Source organism: Kangiella sediminilitoris (assembly GCF_001708405.1).
Taxonomy (GTDB): Bacteria; Pseudomonadota; Gammaproteobacteria; order Enterobacterales; family Kangiellaceae; genus Kangiella; species Kangiella sediminilitoris.
This window is the reverse complement of record NZ_CP012418.1, coordinates 2,258,211-2,275,572: the sequence shown is the minus strand read 5'-3', so window position 1 is coordinate 2,275,572 and position 17,362 is coordinate 2,258,211. Positions and strand designations below refer to the sequence as shown.

The 17,362-nt window shown below is 44.1% G+C and carries 16 protein-coding genes and 1 tRNA gene; 15 read left to right on the top strand and 2 right to left on the bottom strand.

Translation table 11 applies throughout. The features are described from left to right. Positions 1-41: 41 nt before the first annotated feature. Together KS2013_RS10710 and KS2013_RS10705 are read right to left on the bottom strand one after the other, a co-directional pair. Positions 42-917, bottom strand: a complete 876-nt coding sequence (locus KS2013_RS10710; protein ID WP_228703673.1) for a YheT family hydrolase — start codon at positions 915-917, stop codon at positions 42-44. A 199-nt stretch (positions 918-1,116) separates the two neighbouring features. Further along, positions 1,117-2,454, bottom strand: a complete 1,338-nt coding sequence (locus KS2013_RS10705; RefSeq protein ID WP_068993655.1) for an HD-GYP domain-containing protein — start codon at positions 2,452-2,454, stop codon at positions 1,117-1,119. A 229-nt stretch (positions 2,455-2,683) separates the two neighbouring features. On the opposite strand from KS2013_RS10705, the gene ndhC reads away from it, so the two are divergent. The 15 genes from ndhC to KS2013_RS10630 all read left to right on the top strand — a co-directional run bounded on the left by ndhC (position 2,684) and on the right by KS2013_RS10630 (position 17,351). After that, a complete protein-coding gene (gene ndhC / locus KS2013_RS10700; RefSeq protein ID WP_068993651.1) occupies positions 2,684-3,040 on the top strand; it encodes an NADH-quinone oxidoreductase subunit A in 357 nt (118 codons plus the stop codon). Between the two features lie 6 nt (positions 3,041-3,046). Beyond that, positions 3,047-3,583, top strand: a complete 537-nt coding sequence (locus KS2013_RS10695) for a NuoB/complex I 20 kDa subunit family protein (RefSeq protein ID WP_068993648.1) — start codon at positions 3,047-3,049, stop codon at positions 3,581-3,583. Beyond that, the gene (locus KS2013_RS10690) at positions 3,558-4,268 is read left to right on the top strand and encodes an NADH-quinone oxidoreductase subunit C (protein ID WP_068993645.1); all 711 of its coding nucleotides are present in this window, start codon (positions 3,558-3,560) and stop codon (positions 4,266-4,268) included. The genes KS2013_RS10695 and KS2013_RS10690 overlap by 26 nt, the downstream gene beginning before the upstream one ends. After that, complete coding sequence (locus KS2013_RS10685) at positions 4,261-5,514, top strand: NADH-quinone oxidoreductase subunit D (protein WP_068993641.1); 1,254 nt, start codon at positions 4,261-4,263, stop codon at positions 5,512-5,514. Before KS2013_RS10690 ends, KS2013_RS10685 begins: the two co-directional genes overlap by 8 nt. 15 nt (positions 5,515-5,529) lie before the next feature. Beyond that, positions 5,530-6,033, top strand: a complete 504-nt coding sequence (locus KS2013_RS10680) for an NADH-quinone oxidoreductase subunit NuoE family protein (protein ID WP_068993637.1) — start codon at positions 5,530-5,532, stop codon at positions 6,031-6,033. Between the two features lie 15 nt (positions 6,034-6,048). Beyond that, positions 6,049-7,320 (top strand): NADH-quinone oxidoreductase subunit NuoF, encoded by a 1,272-nt coding sequence (gene nuoF / locus KS2013_RS10675; protein ID WP_068993636.1) that lies wholly within the window; start codon positions 6,049-6,051, stop codon positions 7,318-7,320. Between the two features lie 39 nt (positions 7,321-7,359). Continuing rightward, complete coding sequence (gene nuoG, locus KS2013_RS10670; RefSeq protein WP_068993635.1) at positions 7,360-9,594, top strand: NADH-quinone oxidoreductase subunit NuoG; 2,235 nt, start codon at positions 7,360-7,362, stop codon at positions 9,592-9,594. Further along, positions 9,594-10,634, top strand: coding sequence for an NADH-quinone oxidoreductase subunit NuoH (nuoH, locus tag KS2013_RS10665; protein WP_068993630.1), 1,041 nt, complete (start codon positions 9,594-9,596; stop codon positions 10,632-10,634). The genes nuoG and nuoH overlap by 1 nt, the downstream gene beginning before the upstream one ends. Next, complete coding sequence (gene nuoI / locus KS2013_RS10660; protein ID WP_068993627.1) at positions 10,631-11,122, top strand: NADH-quinone oxidoreductase subunit NuoI; 492 nt, start codon at positions 10,631-10,633, stop codon at positions 11,120-11,122. Before nuoH ends, nuoI begins: the two co-directional genes overlap by 4 nt. Before the next feature lie 36 nt (positions 11,123-11,158). Beyond that, positions 11,159-11,827, top strand: a complete 669-nt coding sequence (locus KS2013_RS10655; RefSeq protein ID WP_068993625.1) for an NADH-quinone oxidoreductase subunit J — start codon at positions 11,159-11,161, stop codon at positions 11,825-11,827. After that, entirely contained in the window at positions 11,824-12,126 is a 303-nt protein-coding gene (nuoK, locus tag KS2013_RS10650; RefSeq protein ID WP_068993623.1) for an NADH-quinone oxidoreductase subunit NuoK, read from the top strand. The genes KS2013_RS10655 and nuoK overlap by 4 nt, the downstream gene beginning before the upstream one ends. Beyond that, entirely contained in the window at positions 12,126-14,144 is a 2,019-nt protein-coding gene (gene nuoL / locus KS2013_RS10645) for an NADH-quinone oxidoreductase subunit L (protein WP_068993622.1), read from the top strand. The genes nuoK and nuoL overlap by 1 nt, the downstream gene beginning before the upstream one ends. 27 nt (positions 14,145-14,171) lie before the next feature. Beyond that, positions 14,172-15,683, top strand: coding sequence for a complex I subunit 4 family protein (locus KS2013_RS10640; protein WP_068993621.1), 1,512 nt, complete (start codon positions 14,172-14,174; stop codon positions 15,681-15,683). Positions 15,684-15,685: 2 nt separating this feature from the next. Further along, a complete protein-coding gene (nuoN, locus tag KS2013_RS10635) occupies positions 15,686-17,113 on the top strand; it encodes an NADH-quinone oxidoreductase subunit NuoN (protein ID WP_068993620.1) in 1,428 nt (475 codons plus the stop codon). A 161-nt stretch (positions 17,114-17,274) separates the two neighbouring features. Continuing rightward, positions 17,275-17,351 (top strand) — tRNA-Met (locus KS2013_RS10630). Positions 17,352-17,362 lie beyond the last annotated feature (11 nt).

Genomic DNA, 17,362 nt, shown 5'->3' with positions numbered 1-17,362 from the left:
ACTGTAAAATCAAAAAAGCCACCCTCGGGTGGCTTTTTTGATCAATCCTGAAGTAAAGAAAGGGACTGTTCTTTGATAAAATCGTCTATCCAGCTATCAAGTTTATAATTTTTAATGTAGCCACAGTGTCCCCCATGCTCTGTCAAATAGCGCTTTATGTACGGTGTTTCGGGTAAAGTATAAATCCCCTGGTAATCAATAATAGGATCGTCTTTGCTCATTAGAATGGTCGTTGGGGTGTCAATCTGAGCCAGTCTGTCGCCACAAATATTGTAACCGTCAAAGTAATCGTTAATGGTTTGGTAATCGCCATAATATTGAACAAGCTTCTCCGTCAGGTCGCGCATCGAGTCCGTCTGAAGATCTTCTTCGAGATCATACAGATCAGGGAACAGCTCCTGCTTTTTTCGAATCGAGCGTTTCCATTTATGCATAAAATATTTCATGTAAAGTGAAAAGCTTGTTTCGAGCTTTATAAGAATGTCAGCGGGGTCGAGTGCCGGACAGACGGCAATCGTTTTGGTTAATGAAATACCAGCCTGCTTTGCACGATTTGTCACTCTCAGTGCAAAGTTGCCACCAAGGGAAAATCCACAGAGTAAAAGCTTGCTCGGCTTAAAGTCTTGCTCAATCCTGGCAACAGCCTGAACGACTTCATCCAGACGGTTTGAGTGGAAAAGCTCCGCATTAAGGTGATGACTGGTTCCGTGATCACGAAGATTAAGTCGAATAATAGAAAAGCCAAGATGGTAAAGGGTATTGGCAGTAGATAGCTGGTATAGAGATTCATGGCTTCCTTCCCAGCCATGAATAAGTATAGCTAAGGGGGCCTCAGAAGAGGCCGCAGGAGTATAAAAGCTCTGAAGCTTGATACCATCTTCGCATTCAATAATCCGCTCTTCACTATTTAATAGCATAGTGTGAGCTTGTTTCTTTAAATTGTTACGACGTAATTTAAAGGTCGCTAAAAGCGATTGAAAATGTTCGTTGCTACACCCAAAAGGGGCTTTATATTGGGTTGTCTGAATGGAATTTGTCGACATCATCAGTGAAAACTTTTTAAGGATATAACAACTCTAGGGTAAAGCTGCCATAAATACAAATAGACCTTAAGGTTTAGGCTGCGGCTGCTCGTATGAATTCCTCAAAATCAAGGTTAACCTGGTGGTCTGCAAGGGTATGTAATATTTTTAGAGGTTGACCGGTTTTATCGATGAGTTGCTTTGATAAATCTACGGCAACCGGTTTAACTCGTTGTTTATTTGCATCGGTGATAATTTCAACAACCGGAGCGAGTTTATTGTCTGGGTTAACCGATAGGACGACTCCCACCTGTCCAGAGCTCAGTTCAACAAGACTACCAACGGGGTAGACACCAACCATCTGGATAAAATGCTGTATCAGTTCGTCGTCGTACAGCTTTCCCTGTCCTTTATATAATTCTGAGAGTGCTTTGGACGGAGACATCCCGTTCCGGTAACAGCGATTACTGATCATAGCGTCGTAACTGTCAATAATGGCTATAATGCGATCATATTGCGAAAGTAACTCAGGCTCTAGCTGTCGAGGATAGCCATTACCGTGCATCCTTTCATGGTGATTGTAGGCAGCTGTACAAACCTGTTCATCAATGCCTCCGTGTTCCCGTAGGAAGACATAACCCAGGACAGTATGTTCTTTCAAAATCTTGAACTCGTCATCGGTCAGTTTGCCAGGCTTATTGAGAATATGTTGGGGGACTTTCATTTTTCCTACATCGTGAAGAATGCCACACATTCCAAGTAACTCCAGCTCTTTCCTGGGAAGTTGCAGATGCTTGCCAAAGGCAATGGCGAGTATTCCTACTCGAACGCAATGCTCAGATGTATATTCATCGCGATGTTTTATCTTAGAAAGCCAGAATAGAGCAGTTTCATTATTTAAAATGCTGTCAACACAGCTGGACACTATCTGTTTAGACCCTTCAATATCAATTTTACTGTCGTGCTGGACATCCTGCATTAATTTGGCGATATGTTTTCTGGACCTGTCAAAAGTTGCCTTTGCCCTAGGTAGCTCGTCCCTTAACCTTTGACTGGCTTCTTTGGGGGAAAGATCAGGTTTCTTATAGATAGGTCTACGTTCGCGACTGAGTAGCTGATCGGCATAAATGGTGGTATATGAGTGGTGGTCAATATAGACATGCTGACAGTATTTCTTGAGCATACGGATATCATCTTCTGAAGATAGAGTGACTTCCTGAAATTGAACTGGAACATCTGTCCATGGGCGATCAAGTTGAACAACCGTCATACCCATAGCCAACCTGGATACGGGAATTTTTTTCTTTTCAAATTTATGTGAGACCACAGGACGTGGTGCAGATGACTGCCTGTTTTCTTTCTCTGATGACCTGCTAAAAAAGCTCCTTATTGAGTCAAACACTGTCAATCCTCCATGATTTCCTATAGTCATATTAATGTGTTTTGGTTAATTTGCAAGAAACATTGGCGTATAAGGGCTGGCGGAGGAAAATCACTGATATTAAAGAAATATGAGGGAAGCAGACTGTGTAAATATTTTATTCCGAAAATTGTAATGCGTAATCATCACTAGCCAAAGATTAAAACTGCTGGTAAGGTATTTGCTGTGAATGCCTAAATCTTATTGATTTATAACAAATTAGGGCAACATTTTACGATCTATGATAGAACAATACGCACCTATTCTAGTGTTCATTCTGATTGGGTTACTATTCGGAGTTGGTTTGCTGTTAGTCGGGTACTTCGCTAGCCCTACCAAGCCAAGTGAAGCCAAAGGGAAACCGTTTGAATGCGGCTTTGATGCCTTTGAAGACTCCAGAATGAAGTTTGATGTACGGTTTTATCTAGTAGCAATTCTCTTCATTATTTTCGATCTCGAGATCGCATTTCTTTTTCCATGGGCCGTAGTTCTGGATGATATCGGATGGTTTGGATTGACCACAATGGGAATATTTTTATTGTTGTTGTTGGTTGGCTTTGCCTATGAGTGGAAAAAAGGTGCCTTGGAGTGGGAGTAAGAGGGTATGGGATTAGAGGAAAAACTCAATAGCGACGGATTTGTAACGACCAGTATCCAGGATTTGCTGGACTGGGCACGTACAGGTTCGATGTGGCCAGTAACATTTGGTTTAGCCTGTTGCGCTGTGGAAATGATGCACGCTGGAGCAGCCCGCTATGATATGGATCGGTTCGGAGTGATATTTCGCCCTAGCCCAAGGCAGTCAGATGTCATGATTGTGGCTGGTACTCTTACCAATAAAATGGCTCCTGCCTTACGCCGAGTGTATGAGCAGATGCCCGAGCCGAAGTGGGTTATCTCAATGGGTTCCTGTGCAAACGGTGGCGGTTATTATCACTACTCATACTCCGTTGTGCGAGGTTGTGATCGAATCATACCCGTTGATATCTACGTACCAGGTTGTCCGCCCACAGCTGAAGCGCTCTTGTATGGCATTATTCAGCTGCAAAATAAAATTAAGCGCCAGACTGTAATCGCACGTGACTCACGTAAGAAAAAAAAGAACTCCATAGAAAATGGTAGTGAGGTTGCCAGTGCCTGAAGCATTACTGAAGCAGCTAGGAGAAGTATTTGAAGATGCTCTTGTATCTTGTGAGGAAGCTTTAGGAGAAATCACTATAGAGATAGGCAAGGATGATTTGCTCAGCGTAATGACACGGCTAAGAGATCACGACGATCTCGCTTTTGAGCAGTTAATTGATTTGACTGTGGTGGACTATCTGACCTATGGACAGGATGAGTGGGCAACGACGGAAGCGACAAGCTCGGGATTTAGCCGTGGACAAGAATCGTCACAGCAACAGAGGCAGGTCTGGCAAAGGGAACGCTTTGCAGTGGTGTATCACCTGCTGTCTATTTCACGGAACCAACGCTTAAGAGTTAAGTGTTTTGTTAAAGAAAATAGGACCACCATACCATCTGTTATTTCTATCTGGGCCTCGGCTAACTGGTACGAAAGAGAGGCTTTTGACTTATTTGGCATACTCTTCACGGGGCATCCGGACTTACGCCGAATTATGACTGATTATGGTTTTGTCGGTCATCCTTTCAGGAAAGACTTCCCCTTAATTGGTAACGTCGAATTACGCTTTGATGCGAAGCAAAATCGTTGCGTCTACGAACCAGTTTCGATTGAACCAAGAGTATTGGTGCCGCGCGTCATCCGAAAGCAGAAAGATGAAACCATCTACGTTGCAGCCCCGGAGGGAGGAAGCAAAGATGCCTGAGATTCGTAACTACACGGTCAACTTTGGGCCACAGCACCCAGCAGCGCATGGTGTCTTGCGTTTGATACTGGAAATGGACGGTGAAACAGTGGTTCGTGCTGATCCGCATGTTGGTTTATTGCACAGAGCGACAGAAAAGTTAGCAGAGAGTAAGCCTTTTAACCAGAGCATTGGTTATATGGATCGTCTGGATTACGTTTCCATGATGTCAAATGAGCATGCTTACGTGATGGCGATTGAGAAGCTAATGAACATCACACCGCCAAAGAGAGCTCAGTATATTCGAGTGATGTTTGCTGAGGTAACAAGAATTCTGAATCATTTGATGTGGTTGGGTGCTCACGCACTAGATATTGGTGCAATGACCGTCTTCCTGTACGCCTTCCGTGAGCGGGAGGCTTTGATGGATGCTTATGAGGCTGTCAGCGGTGCTCGAATGCACGCAACTTATTTCCGTCCAGGTGGAGTCTATCGAGATTTGCCAGAGACAATGCCGCAATATCAGGAATCAGCATTTACGGACAAGAAAAAAGCAGAAGAACTTAACGCAAACCGTCAGGGTTCACTGCTGGATTATCTATGGGATTTTACTGAATCTTTTCCACAGTGCATAGAAGATTATGAGAGCTTGTTAACTGAAAACAGAATTTGGAAACAGCGGACAGTTGGCGTTGGTATTGTTCAGGCAGAAAGAGCGCTACAGCTCGGTTTCTCGGGACCAATGCTGAGGGGTTCAGGTGTGGCATGGGACCTGCGTAAGAAACAACCATACGAAGTCTATGATGAACTGGAATTTAATATTCCGCTGGGTAAAACCGGTGACTGCTATGACCGTTATCTGGTCCGTATGGAAGAGATGCGCCAGTCCAATAAGATTGTACGCCAATGCATTGAGTGGTTACGAAACAACCCTGGACCAGTGATGCTGGATAATCACAAAGTAACTCCCCCAGATCGTGAAACAATGAAACATGATATGGAAGCCCTAATTCATCACTTTAAACTTTTCACTGAGGGATACTGTGTTCCTGAGGGTGAGGGTTATGCTGCGGTGGAGCATCCGAAGGGTGAGTTTGGAGTCTATTTGGTATCGGACGGGGCTAATAAGCCTTATCGGGTAAAAATACGTGCGGCCGGCTTTGCACATTTGTCAGCGATGAACGAAATGGTGAAAGGGCATATGCTGGCGGATGTGGTAGCTGTAATTGGTACGCAAGATATCGTTTTTGGCGAAATTGATCGTTAGCTGGTGTAGATAGAGATGTCGCAAACTGAAACTAAAACACTGGAAGACCTGCTTAGCTCAAAAGGGCTCGAGCAAGCCGCTGACTGGGTAAAAAAATATCCAGAGGAGCGTAAGCGTGCAGCAATTATTCCGATAATGTCTATTGTGCAAGAAGAATTGGGCTATCTAACACAGGAATCAATGGATGCTGTAGCCGATTATCTGGTGTGTCCTAAAATTGCAGCCTATGAAGTAGCAACTTTTTACTCTATGTTCCGTTTAAAAGCTGCCGGTAAGTATGTTATTTCTTTATGTACGAATGTGTCCTGTATGCTGGCAGGCAGCGAGGATATAAAAAAATGGTTTAAAGACGAACTTGGTATTGAGCCTGGAGAAACCTCGGCTGATGGCAAGTTTACTTTGAAAGAAGTAGAGTGCATGGCTGCTTGTGGTGGCGCCCCAATGTTGGAAGTAGACAAGCAGTACCATGAAAATTTAACGGTGGATAAGGTGGCGCATCTAATCCGCGAACTGAAGTAAAGAACAGGCTAAAGCATGGCAAATGAAGTTTGTTTTAGAACATTGGAACTAGACAAGCCTTGGACACTGGAGACATACCAGTCTGCTGGTGGTTATGCTATGTGGCGCAAAATACTGGCGGAAAAGATCTCGCCAGATGAAATCATCGAACAACTTAAGCTGTCTGCATTAAGGGGGCGTGGTGGTGCAGGTTTCCCCACAGGATTAAAGTGGAGTTTTATGCCCAAACATGATCCTGGACAAAAGTACGTAGTCTGCAACTCTGATGAGGGTGAGCCTGGAACATTTAAAGACAGGGATATCTTACGTTATAACCCACATCAACTTATAGAAGGTATGGCCATAGGTGGCTACGTTATGGGAGCAACGGTTGGCTATAACTACATACGCGGGGAATTCTATGAGCCAATTGAGCGCTTTGAGGAGGCTCTGAAGGAAGCTTATGATGCGGGGCTTTTAGGCAAAGATATTTTGCAGTCTGGTGTCGACTTTGACCTCTATAGTCATATCGGTGCTGGTGCATACATATGCGGCGAAGAGACTGCATTACTGGAATCTCTCGAAGGGAAAAAAGGTCAGCCGCGATTCAAACCGCCATTTCCGGCAAATTACGGTCTATTTGGGCGTCCAACCAATGTGAACAATACTGAAAGTTATGCTTCCGTTCCTGTTATTCTTGAGAAAGGTGGAGACTGGTTTCTAAATCTCGGCAAGGAGAATAACGGCGGCACTAAAATTTTCTCTGTATCAGGTCATGTAAATAAGCCGGGCAACTATGAAATTGGCCTCGGCACACCGTTTAAGGATTTATTGGAAATGGCCGGGGGAATGAAAGACGGTAAAAAATTAAAGGCTGTCATCCCTGGCGGTTCAAGCGCGCCAGTGCTTCCGGCAGATGTCATGATGGATATCACCATGGACTACGATGCCTTGGGCAAAGCTGGTTCCATGTTAGGTTCTGGTGCGGTGATTATCCTGGACGAGGATACGGATATGGTGGAAGTCTTAGGCCGTATCGCTCATTTCTATTATGAAGAATCATGTGGTCAGTGTACCCCATGCCGTGAAGGAACAGGATGGATGTCACGCATGATTCATCGGATTGCTAACGGTCAGGGGCAGCCAGAAGATCTTGATAGACTGGATGAAATCGCTGGCAATATCATGGGGCGTACTATTTGTGCTTTAGGTGATGCCGCCGCTATGCCTGTGCAAAGTTTTATAAAGTATTTTAAGGATGAATTTGTGGCGAAGATTGATAAGGCTCAGGCTCGGAAGGCGAGTTAATCGTACGAATTATTGATACAACGAGGGTGAATAGAACCAATGGTTTCAATTGAAATTGATGGTAAAAAAATAGAAGCCGAACAGGGCGCTATGATTATAGAAGTGGCTGATGCCAATGGCATTACCATTCCTCGTTTCTGTTATCATAAAAAGCTATCCATCGCGGCAAATTGTCGGATGTGTCTGGTTGAGGTCGATGGTTCTAAAAAGCCTCTCCCCGCTTGCGCGACACCAATCTCAGACGGCATGGTGGTTAAAACTCAATCTGAGTTTGCGCAAGATTCACAAAAATCCGTAATGGAGTTTCTATTAATCAATCATCCGTTAGACTGCCCTATTTGTGATCAGGGTGGTGAGTGTGAACTGCAGGACGTAGCACTTGAGTATGGTAAGGATGTCTCTCGTTTTTCAGAAAAAAAACGGGCTGTCGTTGATGAAGATCTGGGCCCTTTGATAGAGACAGAAATGACCCGATGCATTCACTGTACTCGTTGCGTTCGTTTTGGTCGTGAGGTTGCGGGTATCAGAGAACTCGGTGCTGTTGGCCGCGGCGAACATATGGAGATCAGTACCTTTATCGAACAGTCGGTTGACTCTGAAGTCTCTGGAAATATTATTGATTTATGCCCAGTTGGGGCTTTAACAGCAAAGCCCTCTCGTTATCAGGCCCGGTCATGGGAAATGGCACAACGAGACTCGGTTTCTCCGCATGACTGTATAGGTGCTAATTTACATGTCCATACTTTGCGTAATCGTGTCATCCGCGTTGTTCCTAAGGAAAATGAAGAAGTCAACGAAGTCTGGCTGGCTGACAGAGACCGCTATTCTTACGAGGCACTGACCCAAAGTGAGCGTCTCTTGAAACCAATGATTCGACAGAATGGAAACTGGCAAGAGGTTGACTGGGAAACAGCTTTGGAGCGTGCGGCCAGTAAACTGAATATGATGGCACAGACAGATGGCGCGGATCAGATTGCTGCCATTGCGCACCCGAGCTCTACTACGGAAGAGATGTATTTATTGCAAAAGGTCATTCGTGGGCTGGGTTCGAATAATATCGATCACCGTCTCAGAACGTCTGACTTTACCTGGCAGAAGTTTGAGCCTTTGCACCCTGAGCTTGGTGTTAAGTTATCAGAGCTCGACAGCTTGGATTCCTGTCTTTTAATTGGAGCAAATTTAAGGAAAGAGCAGCCACTGGCTTCATTGCGAGTTCGTAAAGCTACTCGCCATGGCGATATTGCCTCAATTGGTTTATACCCGGTTTATCATAACTTTAATCTCAAGCATGAAATAATTACAGACGCTGAAACCTGGCTGGGTCAGTTGGCTGCTATCGCGAAATATCTGCTTGAACGTCAAAACGAGTCAGAGAAAGAGCATTGGTCAGATGCAATGGATCTGGAGCAGTTAGAAAATCTGGTAGCTCATGTTCCGGTCAAAGACGAACATAAAAACATCGCAGAAATGCTTTTGCAGTCTGACAAAAGCAGTATCATCCTGGGGGCCAGCGCTCTAGAGTTTAGCTATGCTGGACACTTAAGGTTACTGTCAAAAGCTATCGCTAATTTGTCCGGTTCGAGTTATGGCTTTTTCCCGCACGGCGGTAACAGTGTCGGCGCATATCTGGCAGGTGCCATTCCGCATCGCGGACCTGCGGGTGCTGATGTTGAGCAGGATGGTCAGCACATCAAAGATTTATTTGAACAAGGAAAAAAGGCTTACGTTCTACTGAAAACAGAACCCGGAAAAGAGTCGGTGATAGCAGACAAAGCGAGACAGAGTCTCGAGCAGGCAGATTTTGTCATTTCAATGACCTGTCATGCCGATGATGAAGCATTTGAATATGCTGATATTATTTTGCCAGTTGCCAGCTTTCTTGAAACATCGGGCTCTTACGTTAATTTGAATGGAACCTGGCAAGATTTTTCAGCAGCCGTAAATGCACCGGCAGAAGCTAAGCCAGCGTGGAAAGTGCTTCGGGTACTAGGCAATTTACTGAATTTGAAAAATTTCGATTATGTATCGGCGGAAGAGGTAAGAAAGGAAGTCAAAGGACGCCTGAGTGCGGTGGGTGACAGGATTAAGCCGAAGTGGCAATGTCCTGAAAGTTTACCCAAAAACGGATTTTCTCCTCGTCCAGTCAATATGTATCAGATTGACGGTTGGTTACGCCGAGCACCATCATTACAGGCCACGGCGTTAGCGCAGGGTCGCGAGATTCTAAAAAGGCCACGTCTAAGTCCATTCCATAATATTGTAGGGGGAGTCTGATGCTGGATATGATAATCGACTTCTTCATTATTGGTTTTAAAATCGGACTGATTTTGTTGCCCTTGATTTTGGCTGTGGCCTACACCACTTTCGCCGAGCGAAAACTGATAGGTTTCATGCAAATGCGTCTGGGACCTAACCGGGTGGGTCCCAAAGGTTGGTTACAACCAATTGCCGATGTCATTAAGTTATTAATGAAAGAAGTGGTTGTTCCAACGGGTGCAAATAAAGCTCTGTTTCTTTTAGCCCCAATATTATTTATTGCACCGTCCTTTGCAGCATGGGCTGTCATTCCGTTTGATGTTGAGTTGGTATTAGCAAATAGTGACGTTGGCTTACTGTATATTTTAGCGATGACTTCAATTGCTGTGTATGGGGTGATTATAGCGGGATGGGCCTCGAACTCTAAATATGCCTTGCTCGGTTCATTACGATCAGCATCACAAATTATTTCTTATGAAATCGCAATGGGTTTTGCTCTGGTTGGCGTATTGATGGCATCGGGAAGTATGAACCTTGGCGAAATTGTTAAGGCGCAGGAAGGTGGCTTAATAAATTGGTTCTGGATCCCATTGTTGCCATTATTAGTCATTTACTGGATTTCAGGAGTGGCTGAAACAAACCGTGCTCCTTTCGACTTACCTGAGGGTGAGTCTGAAATCGTAGCGGGCTTTCATGTGGAATATGCGGGGATTTCTTTTGCTCTATTCTTCCTTGCAGAATATGCCAACATGATTTTAATTTCGGTACTAACCACTTTGTTCTTTTTTGGCGGCTGGCTGAATCCGTTCCAAGGTATTCCGTATGTGGAGCAGGCAACTGCCTGGATTCCCGGCATTGCATGGTTATTACTCAAATCCGGTTTCTTTTTATTCCTATTGATTTGGCTAAGAGCAACTTTCCCTCGTTATCGTTATGATCAAGTTATGCGACTGGGTTGGAAAGTTTTTATTCCGGTAACTATCGTCTGGTTATCCATTCTAGCCTTCATGATTAAAGCTGGTGTGAGTCCCTGGTTTACTGGAAGAGGTGTTTTATGACTAAGTTAAAACATCTATTAAGATCATTTACTTTACGAGATCTTCTGACGGGACTACGTATTACTGGAAAACATTTATGGCGACGTAATGTGACCATCCAGTTCCCGGAGGAGCAAACTCCACAATCTCCTCGCTTCCGTGGCTTGCATGCCCTGCGCCGTTACCCTAATGGGGAAGAGCGCTGCATTGGTTGTAAATTATGTGAAGCGGTATGTCCCGCTGCGGCTATTACCATTGATGCGGGGCCAAGACAGAGTGATGGCACCAGACGTACCACACGTTATGAAATCGATATGTTTAAGTGCATATACTGCGGATTTTGTGAGGAATCCTGCCCGGTTGACTCCATTGTAGAAACACGGGTTATGGACTACCACTTTGAAAAGCGCGGGGATCATATCTTAACCAAAGCCCAATTATTGGCAATAGGCGATAAGTATGAAGATATGATAGCCGAGGACAGGAAACAAGATGCCAAATACAGATAACAACAAATCAGTGATAGGCGCTGTTAAGGATAATGGATGACAGTTGAATCCATTGTATTTTATTTATTTGCCACATTAACTGTGATTGGCGCAATTGGCGTCATAACAATACGTAATGCGGTTCAAGCGGTTTTGTGCCTGGTGCTGACATTCTTTTCGGCTGCTGTTTTATGGATGCTGCTGGAAGCAGAGTTTTTGGCTGTAACGTTGGTTTTGGTATATGTCGGCGCGGTAATGGTTCTGTTTTTGTTCGTGGTGATGATGCTTGATGTTGATTACGCCAGTTTGAAAGCGGGTTTTACAAAGTATTTGCCACTGGGAATTATTACTGCACTCGCTATGTTTGGAGGGATTTACTGGGTCATAAGAAGTGAGGTTTTTGGTCTGGATAAAGTCCCTGAGCCAGCAAAGCATGGGCCGGAATACAGTAACGTTACCGAGTTGGGCAGTGTACTTTACACCAACTATTTCTTTGCCTTTGAGGTGGCTGGAGTCATTCTATTAGTGGCCATAATTGCCGCTATAAGCCTGACTTTCAGGGGCAGACGCGACCGCAGAGGACAAAGTGTGCCAACTCAGCAACAAACTAGCAAGGAAGAGCGGTTACGAATTGTCGATATAGAAATAGGACCAAGACAAGATGGCCGCGATAAAATTGAGAAGAAGAAAAAATCAAAGCGTAAAACAAAAGGAGGCAAGTCATGAGCTTAACCCATTACTTAATCGTGAGTGCCTTATTGTTTTCGATTAGTGTAGTCGGCATCATTATTAACCGAAAGAATGTGATCACGCTATTGATGTGCATAGAGTTAATGTTATTGGCGGTTAATACGAACTTCATTGCTTTCTCGCGTTACCTGAATGATGAAGTTGGTCAGATTTTTGTATTCTTCATTCTGACTGTAGCCGCAGCTGAAGCTGCTATCGGATTGGCGATCTTAGTGGTTTTATTTAGAACGAATAAGAAAATTGATGTGGCGGAGCTGAAGGAGTTGAAAGGCTAATGACGATACAGACTCAGTTACTTCTTGCTGTCATGGCTCCTTTGGTAGGGGCTATTATTGCCGGCCTATTAGGCAAAAAGCTGGGTAAGGTAATTACACATAGAGTAACCATCACTGGTGTTGCTGTATCTTTTGCTATTTCAGTCAAGTGGTTCTTTGATTTTTTATGGGGTGATGCTACCGCTATCGACCTGACGATCTATGAGTGGGCAAGCTTTGGTCAGGTGACGATACAGATAGGTTTTTTATTGGATAGTCTGACATCAATCATGATGCTGGTCGTAACTTTTGTCAGCCTGATGGTGCATATTTACTCGATTGGCTATATGCATGATGACAAGGGTTATCAACGATTTTTCAGCTACATTTCGCTGTTTACTTTTTCCATGCTGATGTTAGTGATGTCCAATAATTTTCTGCAGTTGTTCTTTGGATGGGAAGCTGTGGGGGTGGTCTCATATCTATTAATCGGATTCTGGTATCAAAAAGAAACCGCCATATTTGCAAATATGAAGGCATTCCTGGTTAACCGTGTGGGCGACTTTGGTTTCCTATTGGGTATCGGCGCCATCTTCTTATTATTCGGAACTTTTGACTATGCCCCGGTATTTAAGACCATGGGACAGGCTGAAGAGTTGATATCGCTTGGTGGGCAACAACAGACAAACGCTCTTGCGTTGACTGGGCTGGATCAACAGTTCAAGGTCTGGGGCGGAGTGGAATGGTCGGCTATTAGTTTTGTTTGTATCTGTCTCTTTATTGGTGCCATGGGTAAGTCTGCGCAAGTTCCCCTGCACGTATGGCTTCCAGACTCAATGGAAGGTCCTACCCCAATTTCAGCATTGATCCATGCAGCAACTATGGTGACTGCGGGTGTCTTTATGGTAGCCAGAATGTCGCCCTTGTTCGAGTTCTCGGAAACTGCTTTAGCAATGGTCACTCTCGTGGGTGCTATTACAGCGTTGTTTATGGGACTGGTGGCGATTGTTCAGAATGACATCAAGCGCATAATTGCTTATTCAACCTTATCGCAGCTGGGTTACATGGTGGTGGCTCTGGGTGTCTCAGCTTATTCTGCAGCTATATTCCATCTGTTCACTCATGCTTTCTTTAAAGCATTGCTGTTCCTTGGTGCAGGGTCGGTGATTGTGGCGCTTCATCACGAACAAGATATCCGGAAAATGGGCGGATTGTATAAGAAGTTACCCATTACCTATTGGTGCACATTAGCAGGGACCTTAGCTCTCATCGGCACTCCCTTCTTTTCAGGCTTTTATTCCAAAGACACAATTATTTCGGCCGTAAGTAATGCTGAGGGGGGCTTTAGCAGCTTTGCATATTTTGCTGTGCTGACAGGCGTAGTGGTGACTGCTATATACAGTATTCGGATGTTGCTTATTGTGTTTCATGGAAAGTCGAGGCTTGAGCCTGAGCAGTATAATCAACTACAAGAGTCACCTAAAGTTATTACCTGGCCCCTCATTGCATTAGCTATCCCATCTCTGGCTGCGGGATTTGTTTTTGGGAAGTCGGTATTATTTACCACCTTTTTTAACGACTCGATAACGGTATTAGAACAGCACAATGTTTTGTCTGGTGTTAGAGAGCATTATGATAGTGCGATAAATTTTGCCTTACATGGAATGTTGAGTTCTGTATTTATCATGCTTATTGCGGGAATTGTTATCGCAATAGTTGTTTATGGTTGGGCTCCACGATTTGTCACTATGTGGTCGATCTTCCTTAGACCAATTAAGCGACTTCTTGAACGTAAATACTTTTTTGATGAATTTAATCAGAGGGTATTCGCCAGAGGAAGTTACTGGATAGGTAAGACATTTTGGCGTTACGGAGACAAGGCTATTATTGATGAAGGAATTATCGATGGTGGTACTCAAGCGCTGAAGAAGATTGCATTAAAAGTTCGCAAACTGCAAACAGGTTACCTGTTCCATTATGCACTGTTCATGCTCGTAGGCCTGGTGGCCTTCCTGGGCTGGTTATTGTTTAAGGGATAAAGTATTAGACGTGGATAATAAGAATTTATGTTAGACCAATTACCGGTTTTAAGTTTACTCATCTGGTTGCCGCTACTCAGCGGGGTTCTGGTGTTGCTTGGCCCAAGCGACAAAATGCAGACCTGGGCGTTTCGCATCGGAATCCTTATTTCACTTCTGGTTGTTGTATTAAGTGGTTGGGTATTAATAGAGTTTGATCGGACAACTGCAGCTTATCAATATACTGAAGTAACTCGTTGGATCCCTTCTTTGAATATTGACTATGCATTAGGAATTGATGGTATCTCACTCCCGCTGATTGTTTTAACAAGCTTGATTAATCTACTTGTTATCTTTGGCTCAACTGCATCCATTGGTTTTCGTAAACCTCAGTTTATCGCGGCTGTGCTGCTACTTACTGGTGCAATGAACGGTGTGTTTTCCTCGCTCGATAGCATACTGTTTTATGTATTTTGGGAAGCGATGCTCATCCCCATGTTTTTAATGATAGGTATTTGGGGTGGTCCTAATCGGATTTATGCGACCCTGAAGTTTTTTCTCTATACCTTTTTCGGTTCCATATTTATGCTGGTGGCGCTTATTTATATGGGGCGAGAGGCCGACAGTTTCGCAATTGAAGCAATGCGGGAAATGCCCTTATCAACAACTGAGCAAAACTGGATTTTCTGGGCATTTCTAATCGCATTTGCGGTCAAGATACCGATGGTTCCTGTGCATACGTGGCTTCCAGATGCTCATGTTGAAGCACCTACGGGCGGTTCAGTGATACTGGCTGCAATTATGCTAAAAATGGGCGGCTACGGCTTTCTGCGTTTCACCTTGCCTGTTACTCCGGATGCGTCAGCAGCTTTTGCTGACATTTTGATCATTTTATCGCTTCTGGCTATTGTCTATATCGGTTTTGTTGCTTTGGCGCAAAAAGACATGAAAAAGCTGATCGCCTACTCATCCATTGCTCATATGGGCTTTGTAACTCTGGGAAGTTTTGTTATTTTGCAGCTAACCGCACCAGATACGCAGTCGATGGCAATGCAGGGTGCAATGATACAGATGGTATCGCACGGATTGATTTCGGGCGCATTATTCTTCTCTATCGGCGTACTATATGACAGGCTTCATACCAGGAAAATCAGTGATTTTGGTGGTGTCGTCAATAGTATGCCTATATTCGCATCCTTTTTGATGTTATTTATTTTGGCAAATGCCGGTTTGCCTGGAACCTCCGGCTTTGTCGGTGAATTCTTTGTGATTATTTCTTCCTTCCAGGCCGACTGGAGGATAGCACTGTTTGCCGGATTGACTTTGGTTTTGGGAGCAGCGTATAGCCTCTGGTTCTATAAAAGGGTCATATTCGGTAAGCCTGCCAGTGAAAATATTGCTCGGCTGGATGATATTAATTTTCGAGAAACAAGTGTCCTTGCCATCCTGGCAATACTTATTATCGCCTTAGGCGTCTATCCACAACTTTTAATCAGCGTAATGCAGCCCAGTATCGAACAGTTACTGGACTTTGCGGGACGCAGTAAGCTGGGAGGTTAGAAATGTATAATTTAATGCACTTACTTCCAGAGATGTTTTTACTGACAGCATCCTGCATTATTTTACTGGTTGATGTTTTCTCTAAAGATCTCGACAGAAATTTAACTTATCGACTGACGCAGCTCGCTTTGTTGGCCACTGCAATTATCTGTGTGGTGCAGTTTCCGCAACTACAATATCATTTATATGACCGTCATTATGTACTGGATCCTATGGCTGGAATTATAAAAATAAGCGTCATTATTCTGGCTATGCTGGCGTTATTATTTGCCCGGCCATACATTTTGCCCCGTCGCATTTTACGAGGTGAATATTATCTGCTGCACCTGTTTGCCGTGCTGGGGATGATGGTGCTGGTCAGTGGCGGCAGTATGCTGACCCTTTATCTCGGCTTGGAATTGCTATCGTTATCTCTATACGCCATGGTGGCCATGCAACGACACTCATATGAGGCGGCAGAGGCGGCGGTAAAGTATTTTGTTATGGGGGCAATAGCGAGTGGCTTTTTACTTTACGGGATGTCGCTGATCTACGGGGTAACTCAGGAAATACATTTGTCTGATATTGCAGCTTATATCGCTCAGAATGAAGCAAGTTTAACCCTACGGTTTGGTTTAGTTTTTATAGTGGTTGCCATTGCCTTTAAGTTTGGTGCGGTACCTTTTCAAATGTGGGTACCTGATGTTTATGATGGTGCGCCAACTTCTACTACCGCCTTTTTATCATCGGCACCCAAAGTAGCAGCATTTGGTTTGGCCATTAGAGTTCTGGGCTATGGGTTTATTGGTGTCATCGCTGACTGGCAGGGATTGCTTATAATTCTCGCCTGTTTATCTATGCTCATAGGTAATGTTGTAGCCTTGATTCAGAATAATATCAAAAGGTTACTGGCCTATTCAGCGATAGCACATATTGGTTATTTCCTATTGGGAATTATAAGCGGTACTGCCGATGGGTTTAGTGCTTCTTTCTTTTATATTCTGATTTACGCCATTATGTCGTTAGGCGGCTTTGGCTGCCTGATTTACCTGGGCAAAGGGATTGAAGATGTTAAAAATATCGACCAACTTAAAGGATTGGGCAGAAATAACCCCTGGGGAGGTTTACTGATTAGCTTCCTGTTCCTTTCTATGGCAGGTCTTCCCCCCTTTGTTGGTTTCTGGGCAAAGCTTGAAGTATTTCTGGCGGTATTAAATTCTGGCTTTGTGTGGTTGGCTGTTTTAGGTGCCGTTATGTCGATCATTGGTCTGGTGTATTATCTGAAAGTGGTTAAGGTTATATTCTTTGATGAACCTGAGTCAGAGCAGAAGGTTGTAGCCGCTCGAGGACTGCGATTGGGCCTGGGATTGACAAGTTTGAGCGTGGTTGCACTGGGTATATTCCCTACTAAGCTATTGGAGTTATGCCAGCAGGCGTTTGAATATTTCTAATTAGTGAAATTTAATTGGATTTATTCTGAAAGAGCTCTTGTCAAAGCATTATAAGTGAGTATAATGCGTTTCACGTTGATGTAGGGGCTCGTTAATTCCTACGCCAACTTGGCTCTTAGAGCAACTTATTAGTGATACCAGACTCTAATAAGTTATATGGATGCGGGGTGGAGCAGCCTGGTAGCTCGTCGGGCTCATAACCCGAAGGTCGTCAGTTCAAATCTGGCCCCCGCTACCAAATTTAAGAAA

Bases quoted from the DNA above. Each gene is read 5' to 3' on its own strand.
- KS2013_RS10655 (WP_068993625.1), top strand. From the start codon at position 11,159: ATGACAGTTGAATCCATTGTATTTTATTTATTTGCCACATTAACTGTG.
- KS2013_RS10680 (WP_068993637.1), top strand. From the start codon at position 5,530: ATGTCGCAAACTGAAACTAAAACACTGGAAGACCTGCTTAGCTCAAAA.
- nuoK (WP_068993623.1), top strand. From the start codon at position 11,824: ATGAGCTTAACCCATTACTTAATCGTGAGTGCCTTATTGTTTTCGATT.
- nuoF (WP_068993636.1), top strand. From the start codon at position 6,049: ATGGCAAATGAAGTTTGTTTTAGAACATTGGAACTAGACAAGCCTTGG.
- nuoH (WP_068993630.1), top strand. From the start codon at position 9,594: ATGCTGGATATGATAATCGACTTCTTCATTATTGGTTTTAAAATCGGA.
- KS2013_RS10640 (WP_068993621.1), top strand. From the start codon at position 14,172: ATGTTAGACCAATTACCGGTTTTAAGTTTACTCATCTGGTTGCCGCTA.
- KS2013_RS10695 (WP_068993648.1), top strand. From the start codon at position 3,047: ATGGGATTAGAGGAAAAACTCAATAGCGACGGATTTGTAACGACCAGT.
- nuoG (WP_068993635.1), top strand. From the start codon at position 7,360: ATGGTTTCAATTGAAATTGATGGTAAAAAAATAGAAGCCGAACAGGGC.
- ndhC (WP_068993651.1), top strand. From the start codon at position 2,684: ATGATAGAACAATACGCACCTATTCTAGTGTTCATTCTGATTGGGTTA.
- KS2013_RS10690 (WP_068993645.1), top strand. From the start codon at position 3,558: ATGGTAGTGAGGTTGCCAGTGCCTGAAGCATTACTGAAGCAGCTAGGA.
- KS2013_RS10705 (WP_068993655.1), bottom strand. From the start codon at position 2,454: ATGACTATAGGAAATCATGGAGGATTGACAGTGTTTGACTCAATAAGG.
- KS2013_RS10685 (WP_068993641.1), top strand. From the start codon at position 4,261: ATGCCTGAGATTCGTAACTACACGGTCAACTTTGGGCCACAGCACCCA.
- nuoN (WP_068993620.1), top strand. From the start codon at position 15,686: ATGTATAATTTAATGCACTTACTTCCAGAGATGTTTTTACTGACAGCA.
- KS2013_RS10710 (WP_228703673.1), bottom strand. From the start codon at position 917: ATGCTATTAAATAGTGAAGAGCGGATTATTGAATGCGAAGATGGTATC.
- nuoI (WP_068993627.1), top strand. From the start codon at position 10,631: ATGACTAAGTTAAAACATCTATTAAGATCATTTACTTTACGAGATCTT.
- nuoL (WP_068993622.1), top strand. From the start codon at position 12,126: ATGACGATACAGACTCAGTTACTTCTTGCTGTCATGGCTCCTTTGGTA.